Below are 23,634 nucleotides of genomic sequence, written 5' to 3'. Positions count from 1 at the left end.
GCCATCAGATAGTATAATGGTCAATATATGCCCGGAGCACATATCCGGACTTTAAGGTTAAATCAGCTCCATAATAATGAATCAGACACCATCCGTTGGTGTATACTCCTTGCAGATAAACATGGGTGCCATAATTGAGCTTATCAATGATTGTATATTTTTCCCCGGGGCCGGTTCTGACATGCAGGTACTTTCTATTGACATAGTATTGTTCCTGTTGTTGTTTTTTCATCCGCTTTTTTGGCGCGCTCCCGGGACTGTAAAAACTATTGTTTGTACTACCATACTCCAGACCTCTCCCACTATTCCGCTCACTGCTACCATTACTACCACTACTACTGGAACTGCTGCTGTTACTGCTGCTACCACTCATACTACTGCTACGACATACGCCACAGCTGCCACCACTGTTGCAATGTTTACAATAATTGCAGGAGGTGCAGGCGGTACAATAACCTGAACCGACACATTTACCACAACATGCTTCCCATGCATTTACTACATTATCCCTTACGGGCATAAAAGAGAACAACGTTAATAAGATGATCTTAGCATTCATAGGGGTATTCAGCAGGTAATTTATTGGTTATTACAACAGCAAAGTAGTATCCGGATTTCGAAATAAAATACGGCTTCCCGTAATTTACAGCTATTCTTATAATTAAAGCGATGCGATGGACATCAACATCAATATGGGTTGAGACAGGATGTTTTCAATTCAGCGACATAAAGTGTCCGTATCAGCTGCTATAAAATATCAATGCTATAAAAAACCGGCAATTATCGGTCTTTTATAGCATTGACATTTCAGGGATTAGCTGCTTTCAGCCAAAGCGATACGGCTACGTTTTGATGAGATGAATTTCGTTTCCCGATGGCTCAATAGATTCTGTTAAAATTGCCATTTTTGTTTTGTATGATTTGTGCGATACCTGTTCCTGGTCTGTAGATAAATAAATGATTGTCGGTTATCGGCTTACCCGATGAAGTATGAATAGCAGATGAGCGATATGCATGACAAGTATAAACTTATCTACCTGACAAAGAAAAAAGGGGATATTTCCTGCAACAACGGCTATTGTGTATCATACGACGTTACGACAAACGCTCCTGCACTTTTATTCGTCGCCACCGGGTGTATGCCTTGTAAAAAAATACAGCACCCAGCCCTAACAAAAAAGCGAATATGCCCCATTTGCCAACGAGTTTATACAGTAACTGCTGGAAGTCGTTCATTTTGATGCTACCACCCGTTGCTTCCCATTTTTGTATGCGGATCAGCTGATAAACACCGGCGCCGGAAAAAAATAATCCGATCAGGCCCTGACTGATCATCCGGAAATAAGGCGCTTTTTTACGGCCTTCATATAAGTGATCTTCGGCAAAATAGTCGTCGTTTTTGTTTGTTTCCGTTTCCATCTTCACCAAAGTTTATTTCCTGTAAATCATTTGTATATTCCCTACACGCTGTTTGTCAGGTGCGGTAAATCTCCTGCTTCTATAGTCTGTCATAGAAAATGAGGTTTCATTTCCTGGTTTAAAATCTGCATCAGTCGCGGGTACTTCACTGGCATCAGCAGGAACGTCGATGCTTTTATCGGAAGCTATCGCCTTTATCACATCACTGGCAGCATCTACGGCTGTTATTTTGAATAATGTCTGTTTATGGCCATCGAAAAGATATACCAGTACTAAGTCTCCGGGCCGGGGACTGGTGGCCAATTGCGCGGACTGCCGTACCTGCCCCTCCCTGTTTATAGCATTTTGCTTAGGGGCGATACGGTGGTAAATAAATATGCCTGCCAACAACAGGAAAATGGCGCCAAAGAACACGATATTCAGCCAGATCAGGAATTTCCCTATTTTCCCTGCTTTAAAGGAAGTCTTTACCGTTATCTGTTTCTTTTCAGCTTTATAGCAGGTATCCAGCTCCTTATCCCAACGCACCACCGGTACATCCCGGTGGCAATTTTTACAACAGACCGAAGCACTTATTTTTTTTGTATTGCGCACCCAACCAGCCTCCAGCTGGAGTTGATAAAAGCTCATCTCCATTTGCCCCCGGGTGTTACACAACGGACAGCGGACATCAGGCACCCGAATTGTTTTAAGGAAGAGATGATTTTTGTTGACGCGTACAATTACTATCATGGTATTAAAATTTCAGGGGCTTTTCAGGAAAAGATGTAATGGTTTGTCGGGCAATATTGCCAGGTACAAATTTGTACCTGCCAGCGTGTTTTTCCAAGCCATACTATGCTACAAAGCGTCTACTGCTGCTAGTTTGAGCGTCTACAATACGACTACGATTTAAAATAACAATTGAATATCACCCGCTTATGCAGATGATAAATATTCTACCCTTCTAACTGCAGTCTTGTTTTTACCTGCTCGTATTTTATACTTACGTTGATCCGCTTTTATATTCCTGAGATAAATGAGATGGGGTTCGAAACATTCCTCATTACACTAATCCTCCGACCGTGCATGGGCCATCCATGCATCGAAATCATCTTCCAGCCGCTTTGATGCTCCGGAGTCGTGCATATACACCCATACCGAAAAGTTATCCGCTGCATCCAAATAAAGTATATCGCCATTATCTTCCGCAATGGCCACCAGGAAATTTACATGCGCAGACATGGGGTCTGGGGTGATCTTTCCGGTATCTCTCCTGATCTCTTCATATGATTTTAATATTTCCCATGCGCTTCGATTTTCCGTTGCCCCTTCTATTACAGTCAATTCTGCCAATCTTTTCTCTCCCCAAAAGAACCAGGCAACGCCGCTATCGTCCGGGAAATCGTCTCTGTATTCATTGCAAGAAAGATAGACATAGTCCGCTATAAGGTGCAGTAAATGCCTGTAACTATCCGGCAATTGTTTTCCTATTTTTTGTTCAATGTGCGCTATCATCATTGGTCGGGATGGCTGATTTTAAATGATGGAGTTAGTCTCTTTCAACATCAATAAAAGATAAAACAAATTATCAGTTAATCCATATATGGATAGCCATGTTTGATCAGCATTAAGGGTACCGCAAACAGATTGTGCCGACAGCGTCGACACAATTAAAGCGTCAATATGGTAAAACATAAGGTCATGCTTGCAGCAATATACGCGTCAGCACCGCTGCATCCGGCATTTGAAACTTACCTTTGAACATCAGCTTAAAACCTGCCAATCCTTGCGTGGCAGCAATAAAGGTGACCGCCAGTTCAAATGGATCACCTGTCACACATTCACCGGTTTGTTGTCCTTCGCTGACAATCGTAGCCAGGTTATGGATCGATTGCAGCTTTCTGGTCCGTAGCTTTCGGTCTTCCGTTTTATTACCGGTTTCGAATAACTGCGATATCAGGATGAAATAATAAATGCCTGCTTCTTTCTGCACCCCGTACATAAAAGCCGCCAGGAACTGCGTGATCTTCTCTTTTACGGAAATATCCTGCGATTGCAGCTGATCAAATAACGCCTGTGACTTGTCCATTGCCTCATTTGCCAACAGCAGGTACAGCTCCTCTTTGGAGGAATAGTAATGATACATTAATCCCAGGCTGATACCTGTATGTGCAGCAATTTCCTTGATATTAGTGGCAGCCAGACCTTTCCGGGCAAAAAGCTCCAGCCCCGATTTTTTTAACCGGGCAATGGTCTGCTGTCTCATTTCCTCAAATTGCTCCTTTTGCTTTGGCATCTGTATATCTATTATTGAAAATTTTTTCAATAATAATTTTTTTTATCCGGAAAATAAAATCACATTTGTTTTATGATTGAAAAATAATTCAATCATAAATACAATCAAAAATGAACACGACTATCTTTACCTATTCCAGCACCCCGTCTGCAGACGGTACTACTATTGGCTTTCAACAGGGCGGCACCGGTCCGGGACTGATTATTGTACCCGGCACACTCAGTACTTCAGCCGACTATACCCGGCTGGCCCACCTGTTATCCCCCTCTTTTACGGTGTATATTATAGATCGCCGCGGACGTGGTGGTAGCGGTGCGCAAGGGCTTTCCTATGGCATACGTCAGGAATGTGAAGATGTACAAGCGGTGCAGGCAGCCACCGGAGCCACCTATATCTTTGGCCATAGCTTCGGCGGATTGGTAACGCTGGAAACGGCCACCCGCTACCCTTCCTTCAAAGGAATCGTACTTTACGAACCAGGCGTGGCAACGGAAGATAATCCAGCAGCCTGGAAATGGATCTCCACTTATGAACAAGCCTTGCAAAACAAACAGCCAAGACGGGCCTTTACCAGCTTTGTACAGGGCGCCGGACATACCCCACTAAGTAAAATGCCGCGATGGTTTGCCAGCTTCGTACTGCGTATGATGGTACGCGGCACACACTGGCAGGAAACAGCAGCCCTGCTGGAAACAAATCTGAACGAACATAAGGAAACCCAAAAATTACGTGGCACCTATCAGCATTACCAGGGCATTACCAGTAAAGTATTATTGCTTTCCGGAGATAAGAGCCCCGAATTTGTACATCGTACCAACCAGATTTTAGCCGATACCATTGCTGGTAGCCAATCGCAAACACTTCCTGGCTTAAGCCATCTTTCTCCGGAAAATAAAGAAGCACCGGAAGCCATCGCAAAGGAAATACTACGCATTCTAGCCTGATGGCTCAACATGTTGCTGGCGGCGATGCCGGATCTTTAAACGCACGCCCAATTTATCAACTGCTATCGCAATACAGAACCGGATAGTACTTTTGAACAACGCATTTAAATAGTTATTATGCTATTTACCATTACTACCTATATTGATAGCAAGTAATAGACCTCAGCACAGGAAGCAGCATGCTATACAGCCAGCCACCTTCCTAGCAGCTGGTGTATCAGTAATATATTAGCCAAAGCACAGATCAGGCCTGTAGTTATTTATCCATCGGATACCTTTTCCATTTTCCTGCAACCATCCTATAGGTATTGAATACGCAATCGTACCTATTCTTTATTCACCCAAACTACTCCCATGAATATGAACGTTAAACAGGTAGATATCATTATTGTCGGCGCCGGATTTGCCGGATTATATGCACTTTACAAATTACGGCTGCTGAGCCAGCACATATTGGTGATAGAGTCTGGCGCCAACCTCGGCGGATCCTGGTATTGGAACTGTTATCCGGGCGCCAGGTGCGACATTGAAAGCATTGACTACTCTTATTCCTTTTCTAAAGAGATAGAACAGGAATGGAGCTGGACAGAACGATTTGCCTCTCAAACGGAGATACTTGATTACCTCAACTTTGTAGCTGAAAAACTGGACTTGCGCAAAAACATCATTTTCAATACTAAAGTGGTATCAGCAGCTTACAATGAGGAAACTAAGCGATGGGAAGTAGGATTAGATAATGATCAATTCCTTACTGCCGGTTTTTGCGTTATGGCAACAGGCTGCCTGTCCAGCAGTCATATCCCGGAACTACCTGGCAGCACCTTATTCAAAGGGGATATTTATCATACTGCCACCTGGCCTCATGAAACAATAAGTTTTGCGGAGAAACGGGTGGGGGTTATCGGTACGGGGTCTTCCGGCGTTCAGATCATTCCCGAGATCGCACAGGATGCAGCGCAGCTGTATGTATTTCAACGAACCCCCGCCTATACCATACCCGTGAATAACGAAACGCTTTCTTCCGATTATATCAGCTGGGTTAAAAAAAATTACCCGGAGATCAGACAAAAAGCAAAACAACACTTTTTTGCCTGTGGGCTTGACAATGATGATTTGTCCATGGAAGATTTTCTGCCAGCAGATCGTATCTCCGAATTAGAAAGACGTTGGCAAACGGGAGGTGTAGTAGCTTTCTTTTCAGCGTTCAATGATATACTTATCAATAATGAGACAAATAAATTTGTGTCAGATTTCCTTGCCCAAAAATTAAAAGAGATCGTTCATGATCCCGATATAGTGGAAAAACTAACTCCCCGCAGCTATCCTTTCGGGACTAAACGCGCCTGTAATGCGATAGATTACTGGACTACTTTTAACAAAAAAAATGTTTCTCTGGTAGACATCAGGAAAGCACCGATCAAAGCAATAACGGAGACAGGGCTGCTCACAGCAGATGGAAAAACATATGAACTGGATACGATCGTTTTTGCAACAGGGTTTGATGCATTCACGGGAGCCTTGCGCCAAATAAAAATTAAAGGCAGGAACAACACCCTGCTGGAAAATAAATGGAAGGCAGGTCCCCGGACTTATCTGGGCCTGATGACAAGTGAAATGCCTAATATGTTTATTATAACCGGTCCGGGTAGTCCATCCGTATTAAGTATGATGATAGCCGCCATTGAGCAACACGTAGACCTGATATATGACTTCATTCATTACATGCAATTAAATGGTATTACCACCGTTGAACCAAAGGAAGACGCTGAAAAAGCCTGGATGGAACATACCAATGCGATAGCTGAAGGCACCTTATTTATGCAGGCCGAATCCTCCTGGTATCTGGGCAGCAACATAGCAGGTAAAGCCAGGACTTTTTACCCTTATGCAGGCGGTATGCCTGCCTATAGAAAAATCTGTGATGATGTTGTCAGGGATAATTTTAATGGTTTCCTGTTTAGTAAAGCAATTCAGGTATAAGTACTTTTAATAAGTACATCAACTTATAAAGCGGGTCATTAAATTAATGTAAGCCATTTATACATACCAAGCCCCCCAGCCAGTATTTTGACTGAGGGGCTGTAGTAAATCCTACCCTGCTGTTAGCAGTAACGGCAGGGCAGCGATGAACAGATTTACAATTTATCAATCCACGATTTCACGTCTTCTTTAGCCTGACCTGTTTTCTTCTGAATACGTCCCAACAACTCATCTTCCTTACCTTCTTCATATAATAAGTCGTCATCAGTGAGGTCTGCATACTTTTGTTTAATCTTACCTTTTAATTCGTTCCAGTTGCCTTTTAACTTCAAACTAAAACTGTTGTTTTGATTTTCCATAGTAACCTGGTTTATGATGAACAAATATTTAATAGCTTATCTGGCAAATACCAATCCATTCCTGAAAACCTTGATTTCAGGCCGTCCATACAATCAGTAATGACATAAAAATGAGGAAAAATGTTCCCAGCCGTGGTTATATATCGACAATATTGGAAAAGCTGATCGCATTCGTTCCTGCGTATAAGCAATAGCAACTAAACATGTCTCCGATTCATTCACCATTGATTATCGTACTGAGCAGCCAGAGATGCCTGTGCCTGCAATAGATACACCATCCTGCCAGAGTAAATGTTAAACTTCAATCCGGAAAATCAATTATCCCGTACATTAAACCTGGTCTTAAATACTATCCACATGAAACAGCATCATATAGAAATGAAAATCCTGGAATGGAAAGCCCGGCATGGGCTGAATATTCTCCGGGTATCTTTAGGTTTTATTTTTATCTGGTTTGGTATATTGAAATTTTTTCCGGGGTTAAGTGCCGCAGAAATCATTGCAGGAAGAACTATTGAAAAACTAACTTTCGGCTTGCTAAAACCACATGTAGCCCTCCCAATACTTGCTATATGGGAGTGTATTATCGGATTGGGCCTGATTACAAAGTCATGGTTGGACCTAACATTACTATTGCTGTACCTTCAAATGACAGGTACCTTTTTGCCATTGATTTTCTTTCCGCATGAAACATTTACATATTTCATCATTGTACCTACTTTACTTGGACAGTACATTATAAAAAATATTGTTTTACTTTCAGGCGGTATTGTCATTGGCGCAACTGTGCGTGGCGGCAGGTTAACGGCTCGTCCTACAACAGGATTTAAAAACATACGATTCCGTACATTATATACCCATCCCAAAAGAAAACCAAAGTTATTACCACCACACCAGACTTCATAGATGGTATATATTCCGGTACCACTATCTGTACTATAAAAAACCGTGATCCGCATTGCTGATTCTGTCTGCTAATTGCTGTCCCGGATAATCCTTTAACGCCGGAAACTGCCGGTGCCGGTAATATTCATGCCAATAGCTGACAACTCTGCTTTGTGTTTGCTGCCAGTACCGGGGATTCTCTTTGATGAACCGGCAGTAGCTTTCTATATTATCTGCCGTTATCAGTTTATCCAGGATGACTATAATCGGGCAAACATATTCGCCCAGTAGTTGCAACGTATATGGTATGGTCCAGTATTCATGGCTTTCGCCCAGTTGCTCCAATCTTCTCTGTCGGACAAAACCGTTATGATGCCTGAGATAAATACAATGCAATATCTTTTGCTGAATAACCGTTAGTTGGTTGATAGCTGTTGCTGCCGGCTCTTCAAAATAAACACGGTAAGGTATCGTCAACATCTCTCCCTCCAATCTCACCGTTAACAGGGTTGACAGAAAAAAATCCCGCTCCGGTGCTGCATGTAATGGCAATATCTGTATCACCGCCAATACCTCTTTTGTTAAAGATGCCGGAAAGGCATGTAGTAGTATGTTCTTACTTATTTGCTCCATTAAAAAATTCTGATTAATAGACCCCTCCCAACAGTTCTATGCTTCCTGTTGTTTATGTTGCTGGTGAAAATTACGTCACAAAAGTGATGGTTGTTCCAAAAACCTTTCTTAAATTTAAGATGGTTTCAATAAGAGCCATAACCATGTCTTATCCTATTGTTCACCATCTTTTGCCGGGTAGAATTATGTGTGAGCACCGTTTTACGATACACCCCTGCAGACAGGAATTTCCTGATACCTGCTACTATTCACCATAACCGTATATTTTAAACCACATCCAAATGGGAAACAACAACATCGAACAAACAGTCATCTCCGTTATCAGTAACGAAGCGAAGAGACCGCCCGACACCATCACCCGTGATTCACACCTGGGGAATGATTTAGGTATGACTTCCATACTGGCAGCAGCTGTTTTCTTCAAGGTATCAGATCAACTTGGTGTTACCCTGGAGCCGGAAAGTCTGACAGGATTTAACACCGTTGGAGAAGTAATAGATTACTTTGAGAAAAAGGCGCCCCAATAAGTGTTTATCAGCTGGTGATGGTTACCTGGCCGCCATCACCAGTTAACATATTCCGCACAATATTCCTTGTAGTACTACCGGTATGCCCTTACCTGTCTTTCCGTTATCTTTACATCACTATCAACAACGATCGGTATACATGTCTACCCACACACAACAAACAGCCCTGGATCATCTCCGGGCATTTATAGAAAACTTGTCTCCCATTTCAGCGGAGAGCTGGCAGCAGCTCACACCTGCCCTCACCACACTCACTTTCCGTAAAAAGGAAGAGCTCCTGCAAACGGGGCAGGTATGTCAGGCTTTATTTTTTATCAGCAGCGGCTATTGCCGGGCTTTTTATGATAAAGACGGACAGGATATTAATACCGCTTTCTTTTTTGAAGGAGAAATTGCCACCAATATCAACAGCTTTGGAACCGGCGAACCATCTGTATTTACGATCCAGGCATGTGAAACTGTAACTGTCGTAAAATTTGATAAAGCGGCTTTGTATACTGCAGCGAAATAATATGCAGATATTGAAACACTCGGCAGAAAATGCCTGCAGCGGATTGCCGCCAAACAGGAAAGCCACATGGCCCTCTATAAACTAATGAGCGCACAGGAACGATATGCCTACCTGGAACAGCATCACCCGGAGATACTGCAACGGGTATCACTGTCACAACTGTCCACTTACCTGGGCATTGCCCGGGAAACCCTCAGCCGTATCCGCGGCAGAAGATAACCTGATATTTTGTGACGATCGTCACAGGTTTACCCGAATAGTTCGCCCGATCTTTGTAACGTAATCAGGATGACGCCTGTTTCCATTATTAACCGGATAAAATTCAAAGCTATGCTACAAGATCAAAGCACCAGTGCGCGGGCAGTTGTCCTGGCCTTCATTAACGCCTTAAATACAGAAGATTTCGACGCCGCCCGGCAAACTATTCATGACGACCTGCATTTTGCAGGTGTATTGGGGAGTCGCGACGGCGCAGATACCTATCTCGCAGAAATGAAAAAAATGCGGCTCAAATATGATATCAAAAAGGTATTTGCAGATGACGAGGAAGTATCTCTCTTCTATGATATACAAATGGGCGATAAAACTATTTTCAGCAGTGGCTGGTATCAGGTAGAAAACGGAAAGATCAAATCTTTCCGGGTCATTTTTGATCCGCGGCCACTGCTCGAAAATGCCGCGTAGTAAAAGTTTGCAACAGGAGAAAGTCAGCGATGGCGCTACAACTTGGGCCCATCGCTGACTTTTTTCCCCGCTTTGTACACGGCTACAATCTTACGGGTATGCCGGATATCTTTTTCGGGATTGGCAGCCAGGATAATGAAGTCTGCTACCTTACCACGTGTAAGCGTTCCCGTAGTCTGGTCGATCTTCAATACCCGCGCCGCATTTTTGGTTGCTACGCCAATGGCTTCCAGCGGTGTCAGGCCAGCTTTCACCAGCAATTCCAGCTCCAGGTGTTCCGAAAAACCCTGTGCCCGTTCCGGGAAAGCGCCGGAATCTGTTCCCAGGGCAACCAGGATGCCTGCTTTGTATACCTTTTTCACATTACGCAATCCCATGCGGGAGGCAGCTATTTTCTTAGGCAGATCCGGGTCTTTGCGGATCTTCTCTTTATAGGCAGCGGAGGTTATCATACCATATACACCCGGTTCCAGCGATGCTTTGAAGAAATCGTCTTTCAGCCAGTAGGGGTCCTGTGCGTAGCTATAATTGTATACATCCAGCGATAGAGTAGGAATGTATACCACGCCTTTACGTTTCATTTCCTGCAACAACAGTACATCTATTTCTTTGCTGCGCACGCTGTGTGCAAAAACATCAAGGCCGGCAGCAGTCAGCCTGCGAGCATCTTCGGGTGTATACAAATGAGCGGCTACCCGGATCCCCCGCTGATGCGCCCGGGTAATGATAGCCTGGTAAATGGTGCTATCCATTTTAGGGAAACGGCCACCGGCATCATCTACCCACATCTTTATTACGGCAGGATGTACCCCGGCCACACTATCTATCAATGGTGTTACCGCTGCTGCATCTGCCGGACGGAACAACAGATCCATACCTGCGGCCGCAGGTGGAATACCTTTGGGAATTGTAAAGCCATATCCTGCCGAATGCAACCGGGCGCCGGGCAATAAGCCTGCCTGCGAAGAATCTCTTAAGCCGGAAGCAAACAACATGGGCCTGTCTGTTCCCATGGCTAATACATGACTGATGCCATAGTCTTCATATCTTTTCAGTTGCCGTAAAATATTTTCGCGGGTATAGTTCACACCGGCCGTCAGCGTATCTTTCAGGATACCGATGTGTACATGCGTGCTGATCAGGGCGGGCATGATGGTTTTACCGCGGAGATCTATTGCGGTAGCCTTTCGGTGCTGTAGTCCTTTTCCGATGGCAGCAATAGTATCGCCGTTGATCAGTATATCCGTATGGTATTGCGGACGTTTACCGTTACCATCAATGAGTGTTACATTTTTCAATAGTATACTTTGGGCAGCAGCGGGGGTGGTAGCGGCGAGTAAAATAATCAACAGGGTTATCAAAGCAGATCTGGTCATTTTGTTGCTTTTAAAATGAACAATAGGGTTAACCATTTCTGACAACATGGTCAGGTACTAAAATTAAGCATTTATAAAAAGATGTACACCGATTTCGTATGGCAGTGTGGGGTCGGGGTATTTACTTTTCCAGTAGTAAAACTGTCGTTTTTAACATGCTAAAGCCTACTGTAGCAGCAGGCTTTAGCATGTTACTATTCTTATTACATTATCCTTGGGGATTCGCAATATTCACCGGATGGCCATTCACATAACTCAGCACATTTTCAAAGGCTTTGCCGAAATACAATTCATAGCTATCTTTTTCCACATAACCCAGATGGGGAGTACACACCACATTTGGCATATGCAATAATGCATTCGCGGTATCATACACCGGTTCTTCTTCGTATACATCCAGCCCGGCAAATCCGGGTCTGCCATTTTGCAGGCATTGCAGCAAGGCTCCTTTTTCAACCAGTTCTGCCCGGGATGTATTAATCAATACGGCTGTCGGTTTCATCAAACTTAAATCGGCCGCTTTCACGATACCGGTTGTTTGTTCATTCAGGCGCAAGTGTAAGGAAACCACATCTGCCTGACGGAAGAAATCTTCCCGGGTAGCCGCTTTTTCATAGCCATCCTTTACCGCATTTTCACGGGAGGCTTCACTCCCCCACACCAATACTTTTGCACCGAATGCTTTGGCGTAACCGGCAATCATTTTACCGATCTTTCCGTATCCCCAGATACCAATAGTCTTACCTTGTACGGTTACGCCCATATTAATCTGCCATTGTCCTTGCTTCATGCCTTCAATAGCGGCCGGCACTTGCCGGAGGGTATTCATGATCAGTATCCAGGTAAGCTCCGCTGGGGCTACCGGCGAACCTATGCCTTCCGCCACCAGCACCTGGTGCCGGGTACATGCCGCCAGATCCAGGTGGGGCGCTATCTTGCCGGTTTGACTGATTAATTTCAAGGCGGGTAACTGTGATAACAAGGCCTCATTTATTTTCGTGCGTTCTCTTGTCAGTACCAGCACTTCCCGGTCTTTCAGTTTTGCTGCCAGTACTGCCGGATCTTTCTCTGTATCATGCAGGATTAAAACATCTTGTCCTGCCAGCAGCTGAAAACAATCCAGGCGTTCTACGACATGCTGATAATCATCCAGTATAGCTATTTTCATTTCACACTACGATTATATAAACAATGTAAGTTAACTCCGGGTAAAAATAGCCATTCCCGTTGGTTCTGTAAACGACTAAATAAATAAGCCACTGTTTTGTTAAGCCGCTATGATATTTTTCCCGGGAGCTATTCCGGCTGGTTTTAAATACATTATATTCATCAATATGTGTTATACTTGTCTGCTATTTCACCTTTCAGCTTCTTGTACCGTATGCCTGTGAATGAATTTACTACCGAATTATCTGCCCTTGTTAAAGCGCGCTTCCCTATTATTTATATCATTACCTGGGAAGAAAAACGTTTCATTGATACCGTAAAAAGTATGATCCGGGATACCACCCTGTTCAGCAAACCCCGGGCAGTATGGGAATGGACAGTTGTAGATGGTTTTGTCAAAAATGACAAACCGGAAAAAGGCGATATCAAAACCGCTATCCGGGCGCTGGAATACGTGGATCAATCCAATGAAGACGGCATCTTTATCTTAAAAGACCTGTATGCAGATCTGGCCGCTCCTCATTGTGACCAGGCGATTATCCGGAAACTGAAAGACCTGGTGTGGAAAATCAAGGGAGGTGATTATTTGAAAACGGTCATTATCACCGGACATGACAAATTTATTCCGGATGCACTGCAAAAGGAAATCCTGATCAAGGAATTTACCCTGCCCTCCAAAGAAGAGATCCAGCAGGTACTCTTTAGTCTGATTGAACAGAATAAACAAAACCAACGTCTGCGCTTCGATGTTGACGCAGATAATACTGTATCCAAACTATGTGAAGCTGCCTGCGGCCTCACCCTGAATGAAGCAGAAAATGCCTTTGCGCTTTCTATCGTACAGGATGGTATACTGGATGCCAATGATATCACCACGATTGCAGAAGAGAAAAAACAGATCATCCACAGGAATGGTCTGCTGGAATTCAGTATGCCTAAACTAAAGATGGCAGATATCGGCGGATTGGAAAACCTGAAAAAGTGGCTGGAGAAGCGCGCCGCATCCTGGTCGGAACGGGCCAGGCAATACAATATACCAGCGCCCCGGGGCGTACTCATCACCGGTCTGCCGGGATGTGGTAAAAGTCTGACCGCCAAAACAGTGAGTACTTCCTGGAATGTACCTTTATTACGGCTGGACATGGGCGCTGTATTCAGCGGTCTGGTAGGCAGCAGTGAACGGAATATGCGCAACGTGATTCAAACAGCAGAAGCCATGGCCCCCTGCGTATTGTGGATCGATGAAATTGAAAAAGCATTTTCCGGGGTTGGTTCTTCCGGCGACAGTGGTACGGCGACCCGGTTGTTTGGTACTTTTCTTACCTGGATGCAGGAAAAAGAAAAGTTTGTGTTTGTAGTCGCTACTGCCAACAACATTGATTTCCTGCCACCGGAGTTAATGCGGAAAGGACGTTTTGATGAAATATTTTTTGTAGATCTTCCCACCAGTGCTGAAAGAACGATCATCCTGCAGATTCACCTGAAGAAAAGGCTGAACAATGCCACCGTACTGGGCAATACCGTAGTGGATGATACTTTCCTGCAGGCACTGGTAGAAAAAACAGAAGGCTTTACCGGTGCGGAACTGGAACAGGTAGTGGTAGCTGGTTTGTTTGAAGCGTTTTCGGAAAACAGGGCCATCACCCTCGATGATTTCCTGACGGCTATCGACAATACAGTACCATTGGTAGTAACACAGGCAGAGAAAATAAAAGCGATCCGCGAGTGGGCGAACCTGAGAGCGGTTTCCGCTACCTCTATGAATCATAAAGTCGCCTACGAACGGGAACCCGCCACCGGAGCGGCAGCGCCTAAAATGCCAGCACCGGCTTTATCTCCCCGGGGTGGACGTAGTATAGAATTCTAAAAATGTAACGATGAGTGTAATTATATCCGTAGTACCCTTTGTGATTGCGGCCGTTGTTTCCAGCACCTCCGCTTCCATGGCACTGGGTGAAGTACTGCAGGAAGAGGCACCACACCTTACCTTGCCTACCATTATCCGGCAGGAAGCGTTGTTGAAAAAAACGCTCCTCAACCTGGGCGCCAGTAACATCCGGGAGGCTAGCAATCAGGTACAAAGTCATATTGACCAGTTCCATATTGTTTTTGAGAAAGACAACACCGGTCTTTTCCACATAAAATTCATCGGCGACATCGGCCAACAGGAAGCGGCTGATTTTGTGCAGGAACTCCAGGAAGAATACGGCCGCGTCGTTCAGGAATATGTGTATACCCAGCTGAAACAAAAAGCGGAAGAAAAAGGTCTCACGCTGGAACAGGAAGCAGTGCAACGGGATCAGTCTATTGTATTAACCTTCAATCTGAACAGCTGATGGCAAATAGTAAAAAAATAATCATCTCCATTGATAAAGCAGGGTATGTAAAAGCAGAAATTTCCGGCGCCAAAGGTGCTGCCTGCAAGGAATACATCGCCCTGGTGGAAGAACTGGTGAATGGTAAAGCCGTAGATGAGACGCTCACTGCGGAGTATTATCAGCAGGAAACCGGTCAGTCAAACGAATCTCCTATATCGAATCAGCAATAGTATGAATTTTAGAAAAATATCAGGCATATTAGTAGGTATCCTGCTGGGGCTTGTGCCTTTCATCGGGCCACTCGCCTGTTGCATTTATGCATTCAAAAAGAAAAAATTCAGGGCCGTATTATTACTGGTGGTGACCCTCCTTTCGCAGATGGCTGTGGCGTATATCAACAGCCGCGATATCGACAAGCGGGATATGGCCGTGACGCTGTTTTCCGCCAGTGTACACCAACGTATCCTGACGATCAAAATACCTGCCGACGGTACTATTAGTATAGCACAACTGGAAGATTCCATCACGCAACGTATGGAAATGACGGCCGCTGAGTATTCCCGGAAACAGGATGATGTTGCCAAGGGATTTGTTCCGCTTGCCCGGAGTGTACTCAGCGACGAAGAAAATCAGCATTTTCAATATTACCTGATGCGCCTGCATAAGCTGTATGTCAATGACCTGGATAGCCTGCGTAAAGCCGGGCATCCTGCGATGTCATTGGCCGACCTGCCAGGTAGTTCCCAACGCAACACCGTCTCCCATACAAGGGCATTTGTCAGTTTCTACCTGACCAAGGAACTGACGGCTGGAGGCGGCTGGATAGCCATGCTGCTGCTGGCATCTTATACGATGTCCATCGCGTTATGTATTGTCTTCTTTAAAAATGCCTTTACCGGTAATCAGGACAGCCACACTAACAATAACGGTTACACGCCTGTTAGTACGGCACCCGCGAATAACCGTTATCCACCTGCCACGGATCAGGAAATTGCCGCTATCCTGGCGACCGATATACCTGCCACACCGGCTGCCGCCGACATGCCTCCTCCCCTGCCTACCGTCGATGCGGTTAAAATCAATATGGCCAGGGAAGAAGAGATTGCCCCCCTGCCGGGTATTGGCACGGTACAGGCCATGCGCATCATCCAGGAAAGACAGCAACACGGCTTCTTTATCAGCATGGATGATTTTAAAAACCGGATGTCTCTGGCGGAAAGAGTTTATCGTAACCTGGCTGATAAAATTGATTTTACGGTGCCGCAAAACGGCAGCAACGGCCCTAAAGGACGTGTCATTGAATTTTAGTTATGCCGGTACTCTACATCCATGATTTTATTCCTTCCACTGCTGCAGAAGGTCCCGGACAAAGAGCCTGCCTGTGGGTACAGGGTTGCTCCGTCAGATGTCCCGGTTGTATGGTCCCACATACCTGGGATCAACGGAAAGGAAAAGCAACGGATACGCATACACTGGCACAAACCATACTGGCAGTTCCCGGCATTGAAGGGCTTACGGTATTGGGCGGCGAACCTTTGGACCAGGCAGCCGCCCTGTTGCCTTTATTACAAACCGTCAAGGCGGTGGGTCTCTCCCTGATGTTGTTTAGTGGGTATACCAAAGCGCAGCTGCAGGCGGAAGGCTGCCCGGACAAACAAGCCATCATGGACTTATGCGACATTTTCGTGGATGGCCCTTATGTGCAGGCGCTCACCGATTTTTCGCGCCCCTGGGTGGGTTCTTCCAACCAACAGATCTACTTCCAGACGCCCACCTATCAGCACCTGGAAAATAAGCTGTCGGATATCCAAAATAAAGTAGAGATCCGGATCGATGAAAATGGGGGTGTGAAAATCAATGGGATGTTGCCCGCAGAAAAATTCAGGCTGTTGCGGCAACTCGCTGCCGATCTGGGTAAACAGGAGATATAATATTTGATCCGCCCCAACAGGCATATCCGCTATCGCAAACCTGTGCTGAAATAGTTATCTTTGGATCATCACCTTTCTCATCCGGAAAACCATGAAAAAATACCTGATCCTTGTATGTTTACTGAGCCTCGGCATCACCGCCCGCTCGCAGCATCAACCTGCTGCTACCACCGATTCCCTGTCTTATTACCGGCAACAGATTGATGCCCTGGACAGTACCCTCATTGTATTGCTGGGACAACGCATGAAAGTAGCGGAAAATATTGGTCGCTATAAAATCGTGCACCAGCTGGCAGTTGTGCAAAACAACCGGTTCAATGAAGTACTGGAAAAAGCCGTGCAGACCGGCGCCGGGCAAGGACTGTCAGAGGCCTTCATCAAAGCGTTGTATCACAACATTCATGAAGAAAGCCTGCGTAAACAACGGGAGCTGAAAAAGTAAAGCAGTCCCCCTCACAACCATACAGGCTTATTAACAACGATATGGCGCCATCATCCGCGATGATGCAGGCTATACCCTTTTAAAATGCCTGGTATCCTTATCGGCCGGAAAAATTTGGCCATGTAAATGATCATTTTTATATTTACGTAACCAGTTACGTAATCAATTTCAATATGGACTTCTATAATCAACTCGGACAAGTAGCTATAGGCAGCCGGCTCCGCATGCTCACCGACAAAATCACAGCAGATGCTGCCGGTATTTATCAGCTGTATGGGATAGACATGCAACCCAAATGGTTCCCGGTATTTTATGCCTTATCACAGGGAGAAGAGAAAACCATTACCGGTATTGCCAAAGAGATCCGGCATTCCCATCCATCTGTCAGTAAAATTATCCGGGAGATGATTAAAAAGGGATATGTCAGCGAGAAAAAAGATACGGCAGATGGCAGGAAGAATGTGGTGCGGTTGTCGCCCAAAGGACGGGCTATCACGGAAAAAATCAAGGATTCCTATACAGATGTGGGCGCAGCCATCGCTGCGATATCTGCCCAAAGCCGGCACGACCTGTGGCAGGCCATAGAAGAATGGGAGTTTCTGCTGGAGCAGGAGACCTTACTCAAAAGAGTGAAGACCCAAAAACTAGAACGGGAAAATGAAAAAGTCCAGCTCATTGATTACACGCCCGCCTATCATGCTGCTTTTAAAGCATTGAATGAAGAATGGATTTCCACCTATTTCAAAATGGAAGCCGCCGATTATAAAGCGCTGGACAATCCGGATAAATATATCCTTGATAAAGGTGGGTTTATCATCGTGGCGCTGTATGAAGGTCAGCCGGTGGGCGTGTGTGCCCTCATCAAAATGAAGGACCCGGACTATGATTATGAGCTGGCCAAAATGGCGGTGTCACCTACGGTACAAGGTAAAGGTATTGGCTGGCTGCTGGGACAGGCAGTATTGGAGAAAGCACGTGCACAGGGTGCTGCCAAAGTATATCTGGAAAGCAACACCCGCCTGAAACCTGCGATTACACTCTATCATAAACTCGGTTTTCAGAAAGTAGTAGGGCGTATCACCCCTTATGAGCGCTGTAATATTCAGATGGAATGTATCCTGTGATCAGGTAACCAACTACCTGCAGCAGCCCGCGACAGTTGCCCGTCCGCTGCAGGTAATAACGGTCATGTACATACGTAAATATTACATTACGGCATCGGCAACCATTTATACCTGTTGATGCCGCAGAATTTTTTTGTCGATATAGAAAGTACCGAAAGGAATAAAGCACGCCACCAGCACTTTCCATGTAGTAGTGCCGAATCGCCATTGCTGTGCTACGCCTACACTCAGTGTATTGAACACAAACAACAGGAACAGCATACCATGAACAGGCCCCATCACTTTGGTCAGCACAGGATCATGCAGGTAATACTTCAACGGTACCGCAATGAATACTAAGATCAGTAGTGAAACGCCTTCCAGGAAAGCGATGATGCGCAGGCGGCCGACACTGGTTTTTAAAAGCTGTATCATCATTAAAAATTTCTGAATAGCGGTCTGTGTACCCAGGAAAACCAGGGCCAGGGAATCGCCAGTAAAATGAGTAGCAGAGCGATGCCAAACCAAATCAATATGGTCCGGAATTTCTCCGGATCTGTTGGCCGGCGTTTGGCCAATGCAGACCCAATGGTGATCAGGATAATGGCAGTGAACATACACAGGGGATGCAGGATCCCAAAAAAGGTGGCTTCCCGGTACGCCATCGCCTGTTTTCCCTGGCTAAAGAAAAAACGAATGAGCGGGCTGATAAAATATAAGGTAGCTCCCACCATCAGCTGCAGGTGCGCGATCGTAGCAGTGATATGCCGCACTCTATCATCTGTTGCCGTAAAGGAATAACGGAAACGCCATCCCCATAATGCCCTGCCCACGGTGTATACCAGGCTGCATAACACCAGCCAGCGTAACCCTGTATGTAACCATAAACCTATCTGGTACATGCTATTTGTTTTATCTGTAAAAGCCCCTCATAAATCCCACACATGCAAACCCCTGCCCCGTTATAATGATTGCCTATAGCGGATTAGCAGGTTATGATCCTTGCTTATTTTTTTGTGATGCGGAACAAAGGTATTCAAAACATACTAATTAGTATGTTTTTACAGCAAAAAAATTTACCGGAGGTTTTTGAGGTAGGTTTTTAATTCTTTCAGGTATTTATGATAACAGGTCTGTCCGTATAATTTACCCAGGTTCCTTACGCCACTATAACCCGACATCACAAAGAAGGCCACCTGCGCAGTATTCACCTCTTTGCGGATCTGCTGCGCCGCTTTTCCTTTCTTCAGTGTTTTCTCTATCGCCTCCTGCCATTGCAATACCAGCGTAGCAAGTGCCGTATGAAAATCAGCATTCAGGGGGGCCATCTCTTCAATCAGGTTAATAGCCGGACAGCCATACTTTACCTGAAAAAAAGGATTTTCGAGTAACAGTCCGTGCATCATGGTATAAATTTCTGTTACCGGATCTTCCCCTTCCAGCAAAGGCTGTATCAGACCGGTTTGCATACCTGGATACATCACCTCCCGGATCATGGCCAATCCCATCTCCTCCTTATTCTTAAAGTGATAGAAGAACGCTCCTTTGGTCACCTTGGTTTGGGTGAGAATCAGGTCGATACTGGTTCCCTGGTAACCGTTCTGGTATACCAGCTCAAATGCTTTTTGCAGAATATTCAGCCGGGTGGCAGCAGCTTTTGACATAAGTACAACTTAATAAAAATACGAATTACGCACCGGGTGGCAGCGCTACGCAAAGATAATCACGTAAACGTTGCGGCCCAATGCGTAATTCGCCAATAAGGCAACTGATTTCAGTCAGCCATTTATTATTCTACCGGTTGCAGGTATTGCGCATAGGCATACCCTTCTGCACCGCCGTCTGTACGGATCAGCCACCACTGGTCGCTTTGTTTGCTGATCAGGGACACGATTTCACCGTGTGCCGCTTTACCAACAATAGGCTGGTCGGTACCAGGTCCTTTCCGTACGTTCAGGTTAGAAGATTCCGTTACTACTTTCAGCTTAGCGCCGGCCACTGCTGTGGCTACATTGATATTCATCACCACATCACCGGTCAGGTAATTGGGATCTATTTTTCCGTAGATATCCCACAGCTGGTCTTTCACTGCACCAGTAGGTGCTTCTCCATCTATGTGCAATACGCCATCCTGTTCACGTACCTGTAAATTACCGGTACCAGCAGATTTGGCAGCATCAATCAGCTCTTTGTATTTATCCTGTAATGCCATGATTGTATGATTTGGGGGTGAGTAATTATTTTACTTTCAGACCAGAAGCGTCTACTTTTTTAGGCTTCAGTGCATCCAGCGCTATTTTCAGCGTTTTCCAACGGGCTGCATTCAGCTCACCGGCAACAGACACTACTCCGTCTTTCACGGTAGCACTTACACCCGGGAAGTCTTTTACCACACCAGCAACGGCAGTTGTCAGCGCATCATCCGGCGTAGTAGCTACGGGCGCAGTGGTAACGGGTGCTACCGCTACCGTAATGTTATTGGCTACGGTTTTCACATCTTTTACTGATTTCGCAGCTGCTTCTACAGATGCTTTTTCTGCTTCGCTGGATACTTCACCAGACAAGGTAACCACGCCTTCCTTCACATCAACAGCTACCTGTGGTGTAGCCTGCAGGGAAGTCGTAACAGCTGCCTGAATATCCGAATCCTTTGGTTTTCCTTTACAGGCCACCATGAATGCAAGTCCTGCAATAAGGACAGCAGCAGTCAGTTTTTTCATTTTCATAAGAAGATTGTTTTAATTGGTAAAGAAAATTTATTGTAATGAAAGATATGTTTTACAGCGTTATTACTTCATTGCGTTACGGATATCATCTTCCGAAAAAAGATACATTTACAGCACCTCCAACAACAAGACTATCGCGCTTCGCAGCGTGCAGCGAAACAATTTTTTAAGACCCTTAAAACGACAACAGTGAACACATGAACGGGTGTTTCATACAATCTGTCAGGTGGTCATAGCCCCGGCAACAGCCTGTTAAATACGGTTGCATTACCTATCCATAAACAATCACCTGCAACGGGGTACACTTGCTTCTCAGAACAGCTAACATGACATTAATTAGGTTTAATCAACCGGATCAGCCAGATCAACACAACAGCACCAATAAAGGCTACGATCAACGATCCGAGGATTCCGTTCCCCAGATGCAATCCCAGCACCCCAAACAACCAGCCGCCCAGCCATCCGCCAATTAACCCTACTATAATATCCACTATGATACCGAATCCGTTCCCACGCATAACTCTACCGGCCAGCCAACCAGCTATGCCGCCAATGATGATGGTCCATATCCATGACATAAGGAAATATTTTAGTGCTATTGAAAATACGACAATTTTTATCAATCCCCAAAGATTCAAAATTTGTACCAAACAGTATTTCAATACCTGATATATTCAATTCTTTACGTTTTCTTTATTTTAAATCTTCATTACCTCCATCTCCTTCTCTATAAAACATATTATATTAGTAAGCAGCAATTAACCCGTAAAAAATCCTGCATGAAAAAGACCGTAAACCTCATCGTCATTGGTGTTGGCCCGCATTCAAAACGTATTTACCTGCCCGCTTTAATGCAACTCCGTACCACCTGTCCGCTTAACATTTCTCTCGTCATTGATCTTAAACAGGAAGCTGCCGGCGTACAACAATACCTGACAGCAAAAGATTACCGCCTGCCGGCTTTATTTGTAGATCCCTTTAAAGAAGTATTACCGGCCGACTTACGTCTTACGCTGGATACTTTCGTACAGGAAAATGATATCGATGGCGTTATCATTGCCACCGAGCCTTCGGTACACCGGGCTTACGCTTTATGGGCACTGGAAGCCGGATTACATATCCTCATGGATAAACCGATTACCACCCGGCAAAATGTGATCTCTGATGCTGTACAGGCACATGGTATCCTCACCGACTATCAGGAGTTATTACATGCCTACCAGGCATTACAAACCGAACGCTCCACTATTTTTTCCGTGAATGTACAGCGGCGTTATCATCCCGGATTTCAACAGGTATTATCTCTCATCCGGGAAGTAGCCGGTATGACTAACTGTCCGGTAACAGCGATACAGTCTACCCATTGCGATGGACAATGGCGGCTGCCTTCCGAAATGGTATCACAGGATTATCATCCCTACAACCAGGGCTATGGCAAACTATCGCACAGCGGCTATCACATTTTTGATATGGTGAGTCAGTTCTGCCAGGCCCCGCAACTGCCTGCCAAAGCACCCGACGCGATGCAGGTAATCAGTTCAATGGTACAGCCAAGAGGTTTTATCAAACAGTTACCGGAACAGGATTATACCCATTACTTCCGGGACGATTATGAGACGGTAAAAGTATACAACGACGAAACGCTCTTTGGCCTGTTTGAAAATTATGGAGAAATAGATGCCGCTATTCTGGTACGGCTATTAAAAGAAGAAGAAAACATTGCCAACATCACCATTAATTTGCTGCACAACAGTTTTGCCCGCCGTAACTGGATACGACCAGGTATTGATTTATATAAAGGTAATGGTCGCGTCAAACATGAATATCATAACATTCAGCAGGGCCCCTTTCAGAACATTCAGATACATTCCTATCAGGCGAAAGACAAACATACCGACAACAATGAAACCGATTATCTGCCTGGCGGCAATAATCATTTCGATATTTATGTTTTCAGAAATATTGGGATACTGGGCGGCACCCAACCCCTGGAAATTATTACCATGAAAGACCTGGCCAACAGACATGGTATCGATAATTCCAAGCTGCTGACAGAACAGGCCAAGGGAACAGTTGTAAAAGAGTTTCTTGATTTTATCACCGGCGCCATAGGGTTAAAAGACCTGCGGTCCAATATCGACAGCCACCTGCAGGGCGTACAACTGATGAGCGCCGCTTACCTGTCGCATATTCATCAGCAGCAGGCATTGCATCCGATCATAGATATCCGGCACGACAGGCCGCAACAAACATGTACAGCAGCACTCCAGGCAGATTACAACGGGTAATCTGTCCGGCGTGCTGCTGTGTCATACCTGTATATCAGCAGTAATTATTTTCTATGTAATGAT

At 45.2% G+C, this 23,634-nt stretch carries 30 protein-coding genes; 15 read left to right on the top strand and 15 right to left on the bottom strand.

Features of this window, described 5'->3' with window-relative positions; all coding sequences use genetic code 11:
- Positions 1–4: 4 nt before the first annotated feature.
- The 5 genes from OL444_RS11235 to OL444_RS11215 form a co-directional block, all read right to left on the bottom strand.
- Entirely contained in the window at positions 5–559 is a 555-nt protein-coding gene (locus OL444_RS11235; RefSeq protein WP_264733110.1) for an SH3 domain-containing protein, read from the bottom strand.
- Between the two features lie 536 nt (positions 560–1,095).
- Entirely contained in the window at positions 1,096–1,419 is a 324-nt protein-coding gene (locus OL444_RS11230; RefSeq protein ID WP_264733111.1) for a hypothetical protein, read from the bottom strand.
- Positions 1,420–1,431: 12 nt separating this feature from the next.
- Positions 1,432–2,151 (bottom strand): hypothetical protein, encoded by a 720-nt coding sequence (locus OL444_RS11225; RefSeq protein WP_264733112.1) that lies wholly within the window; start codon positions 2,149–2,151, stop codon positions 1,432–1,434.
- Between the two features lie 318 nt (positions 2,152–2,469).
- Complete coding sequence (locus tag OL444_RS11220) at positions 2,470–2,919, bottom strand: SMI1/KNR4 family protein (RefSeq protein ID WP_264733113.1); 450 nt, start codon at positions 2,917–2,919, stop codon at positions 2,470–2,472.
- 181 nt (positions 2,920–3,100) lie between these two features.
- Positions 3,101–3,697, bottom strand: coding sequence for a TetR/AcrR family transcriptional regulator (locus OL444_RS11215; RefSeq protein WP_264733114.1), 597 nt, complete (start codon positions 3,695–3,697; stop codon positions 3,101–3,103).
- 110 nt (positions 3,698–3,807) lie between these two features.
- On the opposite strand from OL444_RS11215, the gene OL444_RS11210 reads away from it, so the two are divergent.
- Together OL444_RS11210 and OL444_RS11205 are read left to right on the top strand one after the other, a co-directional pair.
- Complete coding sequence (locus OL444_RS11210; protein ID WP_264733115.1) at positions 3,808–4,641, top strand: alpha/beta fold hydrolase; 834 nt, start codon at positions 3,808–3,810, stop codon at positions 4,639–4,641.
- 354 nt (positions 4,642–4,995) lie between these two features.
- Positions 4,996–6,621 (top strand): flavin-containing monooxygenase, encoded by a 1,626-nt coding sequence (locus OL444_RS11205; protein WP_264733116.1) that lies wholly within the window; start codon positions 4,996–4,998, stop codon positions 6,619–6,621.
- A 155-nt stretch (positions 6,622–6,776) separates the two neighbouring features.
- On the opposite strand, the gene OL444_RS11200 is transcribed toward OL444_RS11205, so the two are convergent.
- A complete protein-coding gene (locus OL444_RS11200) occupies positions 6,777–6,980 on the bottom strand; it encodes a CsbD family protein (protein WP_264733117.1) in 204 nt (67 codons plus the stop codon).
- A gap of 357 nt (positions 6,981–7,337) precedes the next feature.
- Here OL444_RS11200 and OL444_RS11195 point away from each other — a divergent pair, with 357 nt between their 5' ends.
- A complete protein-coding gene (locus OL444_RS11195; RefSeq protein WP_264733118.1) occupies positions 7,338–7,886 on the top strand; it encodes a hypothetical protein in 549 nt (182 codons plus the stop codon).
- Between the two features lie 30 nt (positions 7,887–7,916).
- On the opposite strand, the gene OL444_RS11190 is transcribed toward OL444_RS11195, so the two are convergent.
- Positions 7,917–8,498 (bottom strand): hypothetical protein, encoded by a 582-nt coding sequence (locus OL444_RS11190; RefSeq protein WP_264733119.1) that lies wholly within the window; start codon positions 8,496–8,498, stop codon positions 7,917–7,919.
- Between the two features lie 281 nt (positions 8,499–8,779).
- Between OL444_RS11190 and OL444_RS11185 the strand changes: the two genes are divergently transcribed.
- The 4 genes from OL444_RS11185 (at position 8,780) to OL444_RS11170 (ending at position 10,220) form a co-directional block, all read left to right on the top strand.
- Complete coding sequence (locus tag OL444_RS11185) at positions 8,780–9,025, top strand: acyl carrier protein (RefSeq protein WP_264733120.1); 246 nt, start codon at positions 8,780–8,782, stop codon at positions 9,023–9,025.
- A gap of 139 nt (positions 9,026–9,164) precedes the next feature.
- Entirely contained in the window at positions 9,165–9,536 is a 372-nt protein-coding gene (locus OL444_RS11180; protein ID WP_264733121.1) for a Crp/Fnr family transcriptional regulator, read from the top strand.
- A 66-nt stretch (positions 9,537–9,602) separates the two neighbouring features.
- Positions 9,603–9,755, top strand: coding sequence for a cyclic nucleotide-binding domain-containing protein (locus tag OL444_RS11175; protein ID WP_264733122.1), 153 nt, complete (start codon positions 9,603–9,605; stop codon positions 9,753–9,755).
- Between the two features lie 111 nt (positions 9,756–9,866).
- Positions 9,867–10,220, top strand: a complete 354-nt coding sequence (locus OL444_RS11170; protein ID WP_264733123.1) for a nuclear transport factor 2 family protein — start codon at positions 9,867–9,869, stop codon at positions 10,218–10,220.
- Between the two features lie 35 nt (positions 10,221–10,255).
- Here OL444_RS11170 and OL444_RS11165 read toward each other — a convergent pair whose 3' ends face one another.
- Positions 10,256–11,596, bottom strand: coding sequence for an amidohydrolase family protein (locus OL444_RS11165; RefSeq protein ID WP_264733124.1), 1,341 nt, complete (start codon positions 11,594–11,596; stop codon positions 10,256–10,258).
- A 208-nt stretch (positions 11,597–11,804) separates the two neighbouring features.
- Complete coding sequence (locus tag OL444_RS11160) at positions 11,805–12,764, bottom strand: D-2-hydroxyacid dehydrogenase family protein (protein WP_264733125.1); 960 nt, start codon at positions 12,762–12,764, stop codon at positions 11,805–11,807.
- 177 nt (positions 12,765–12,941) lie between these two features.
- Here OL444_RS11160 and OL444_RS11155 point away from each other — a divergent pair, with 177 nt between their 5' ends.
- From OL444_RS11155 to OL444_RS11125, 7 genes are all read left to right on the top strand, one after another.
- Positions 12,942–14,630, top strand: a complete 1,689-nt coding sequence (locus tag OL444_RS11155; protein ID WP_264733126.1) for an AAA family ATPase — start codon at positions 12,942–12,944, stop codon at positions 14,628–14,630.
- Between the two features lie 10 nt (positions 14,631–14,640).
- Positions 14,641–15,099 (top strand): hypothetical protein, encoded by a 459-nt coding sequence (locus tag OL444_RS11150; RefSeq protein ID WP_264733127.1) that lies wholly within the window; start codon positions 14,641–14,643, stop codon positions 15,097–15,099.
- The gene (locus tag OL444_RS11145; protein ID WP_264733128.1) at positions 15,099–15,311 is read left to right on the top strand and encodes a DUF2997 domain-containing protein; all 213 of its coding nucleotides are present in this window, start codon (positions 15,099–15,101) and stop codon (positions 15,309–15,311) included. The genes OL444_RS11150 and OL444_RS11145 overlap by 1 nt, the downstream gene beginning before the upstream one ends.
- A 1-nt stretch (position 15,312) precedes the next feature.
- Positions 15,313–16,389: a ComEA family DNA-binding protein gene (locus OL444_RS11140; protein ID WP_264733129.1), complete on the top strand. Its 1,077-nt coding sequence runs from the start codon at positions 15,313–15,315 to the stop codon at positions 16,387–16,389.
- Between the two features lie 2 nt (positions 16,390–16,391).
- Complete coding sequence (locus OL444_RS11135) at positions 16,392–17,012, top strand: 4Fe-4S single cluster domain-containing protein (protein ID WP_264733130.1); 621 nt, start codon at positions 16,392–16,394, stop codon at positions 17,010–17,012.
- A gap of 91 nt (positions 17,013–17,103) precedes the next feature.
- Positions 17,104–17,454, top strand: coding sequence for a chorismate mutase (locus OL444_RS11130; RefSeq protein WP_264733131.1), 351 nt, complete (start codon positions 17,104–17,106; stop codon positions 17,452–17,454).
- 173 nt (positions 17,455–17,627) lie between these two features.
- Complete coding sequence (locus OL444_RS11125) at positions 17,628–18,578, top strand: bifunctional helix-turn-helix transcriptional regulator/GNAT family N-acetyltransferase (protein WP_264733132.1); 951 nt, start codon at positions 17,628–17,630, stop codon at positions 18,576–18,578.
- A gap of 105 nt (positions 18,579–18,683) precedes the next feature.
- On the opposite strand, the gene OL444_RS11120 is transcribed toward OL444_RS11125, so the two are convergent.
- From OL444_RS11120 to OL444_RS11095, 6 genes are all read right to left on the bottom strand, one after another.
- A complete protein-coding gene (locus OL444_RS11120; protein WP_264733133.1) occupies positions 18,684–18,992 on the bottom strand; it encodes a DUF3817 domain-containing protein in 309 nt (102 codons plus the stop codon).
- Positions 18,993–18,994: 2 nt separating this feature from the next.
- Positions 18,995–19,459, bottom strand: coding sequence for a hypothetical protein (locus OL444_RS11115; protein ID WP_264733134.1), 465 nt, complete (start codon positions 19,457–19,459; stop codon positions 18,995–18,997).
- 174 nt (positions 19,460–19,633) lie between these two features.
- Positions 19,634–20,221 (bottom strand): TetR/AcrR family transcriptional regulator, encoded by a 588-nt coding sequence (locus OL444_RS11110; protein ID WP_264733135.1) that lies wholly within the window; start codon positions 20,219–20,221, stop codon positions 19,634–19,636.
- Between the two features lie 125 nt (positions 20,222–20,346).
- A complete protein-coding gene (locus OL444_RS11105; protein ID WP_264733136.1) occupies positions 20,347–20,769 on the bottom strand; it encodes an SH3 domain-containing protein in 423 nt (140 codons plus the stop codon).
- A gap of 25 nt (positions 20,770–20,794) precedes the next feature.
- Entirely contained in the window at positions 20,795–21,283 is a 489-nt protein-coding gene (locus OL444_RS11100; protein ID WP_264733137.1) for a BON domain-containing protein, read from the bottom strand.
- A 332-nt stretch (positions 21,284–21,615) separates the two neighbouring features.
- A complete protein-coding gene (locus OL444_RS11095) occupies positions 21,616–21,861 on the bottom strand; it encodes a GlsB/YeaQ/YmgE family stress response membrane protein (protein WP_264733138.1) in 246 nt (81 codons plus the stop codon).
- A 201-nt stretch (positions 21,862–22,062) separates the two neighbouring features.
- Here OL444_RS11095 and OL444_RS11090 point away from each other — a divergent pair, with 201 nt between their 5' ends.
- Positions 22,063–23,571, top strand: coding sequence for a Gfo/Idh/MocA family protein (locus OL444_RS11090; protein ID WP_264733139.1), 1,509 nt, complete (start codon positions 22,063–22,065; stop codon positions 23,569–23,571).
- The last annotated feature ends 63 nt before the right edge of the window (positions 23,572–23,634 follow it).

Source organism: Chitinophaga nivalis, assembly GCF_025989125.1.
Classification (GTDB): domain Bacteria; phylum Bacteroidota; class Bacteroidia; order Chitinophagales; family Chitinophagaceae; genus Chitinophaga; species Chitinophaga nivalis.
This window is presented reverse-complemented; position numbering and strand designations above follow the sequence as displayed.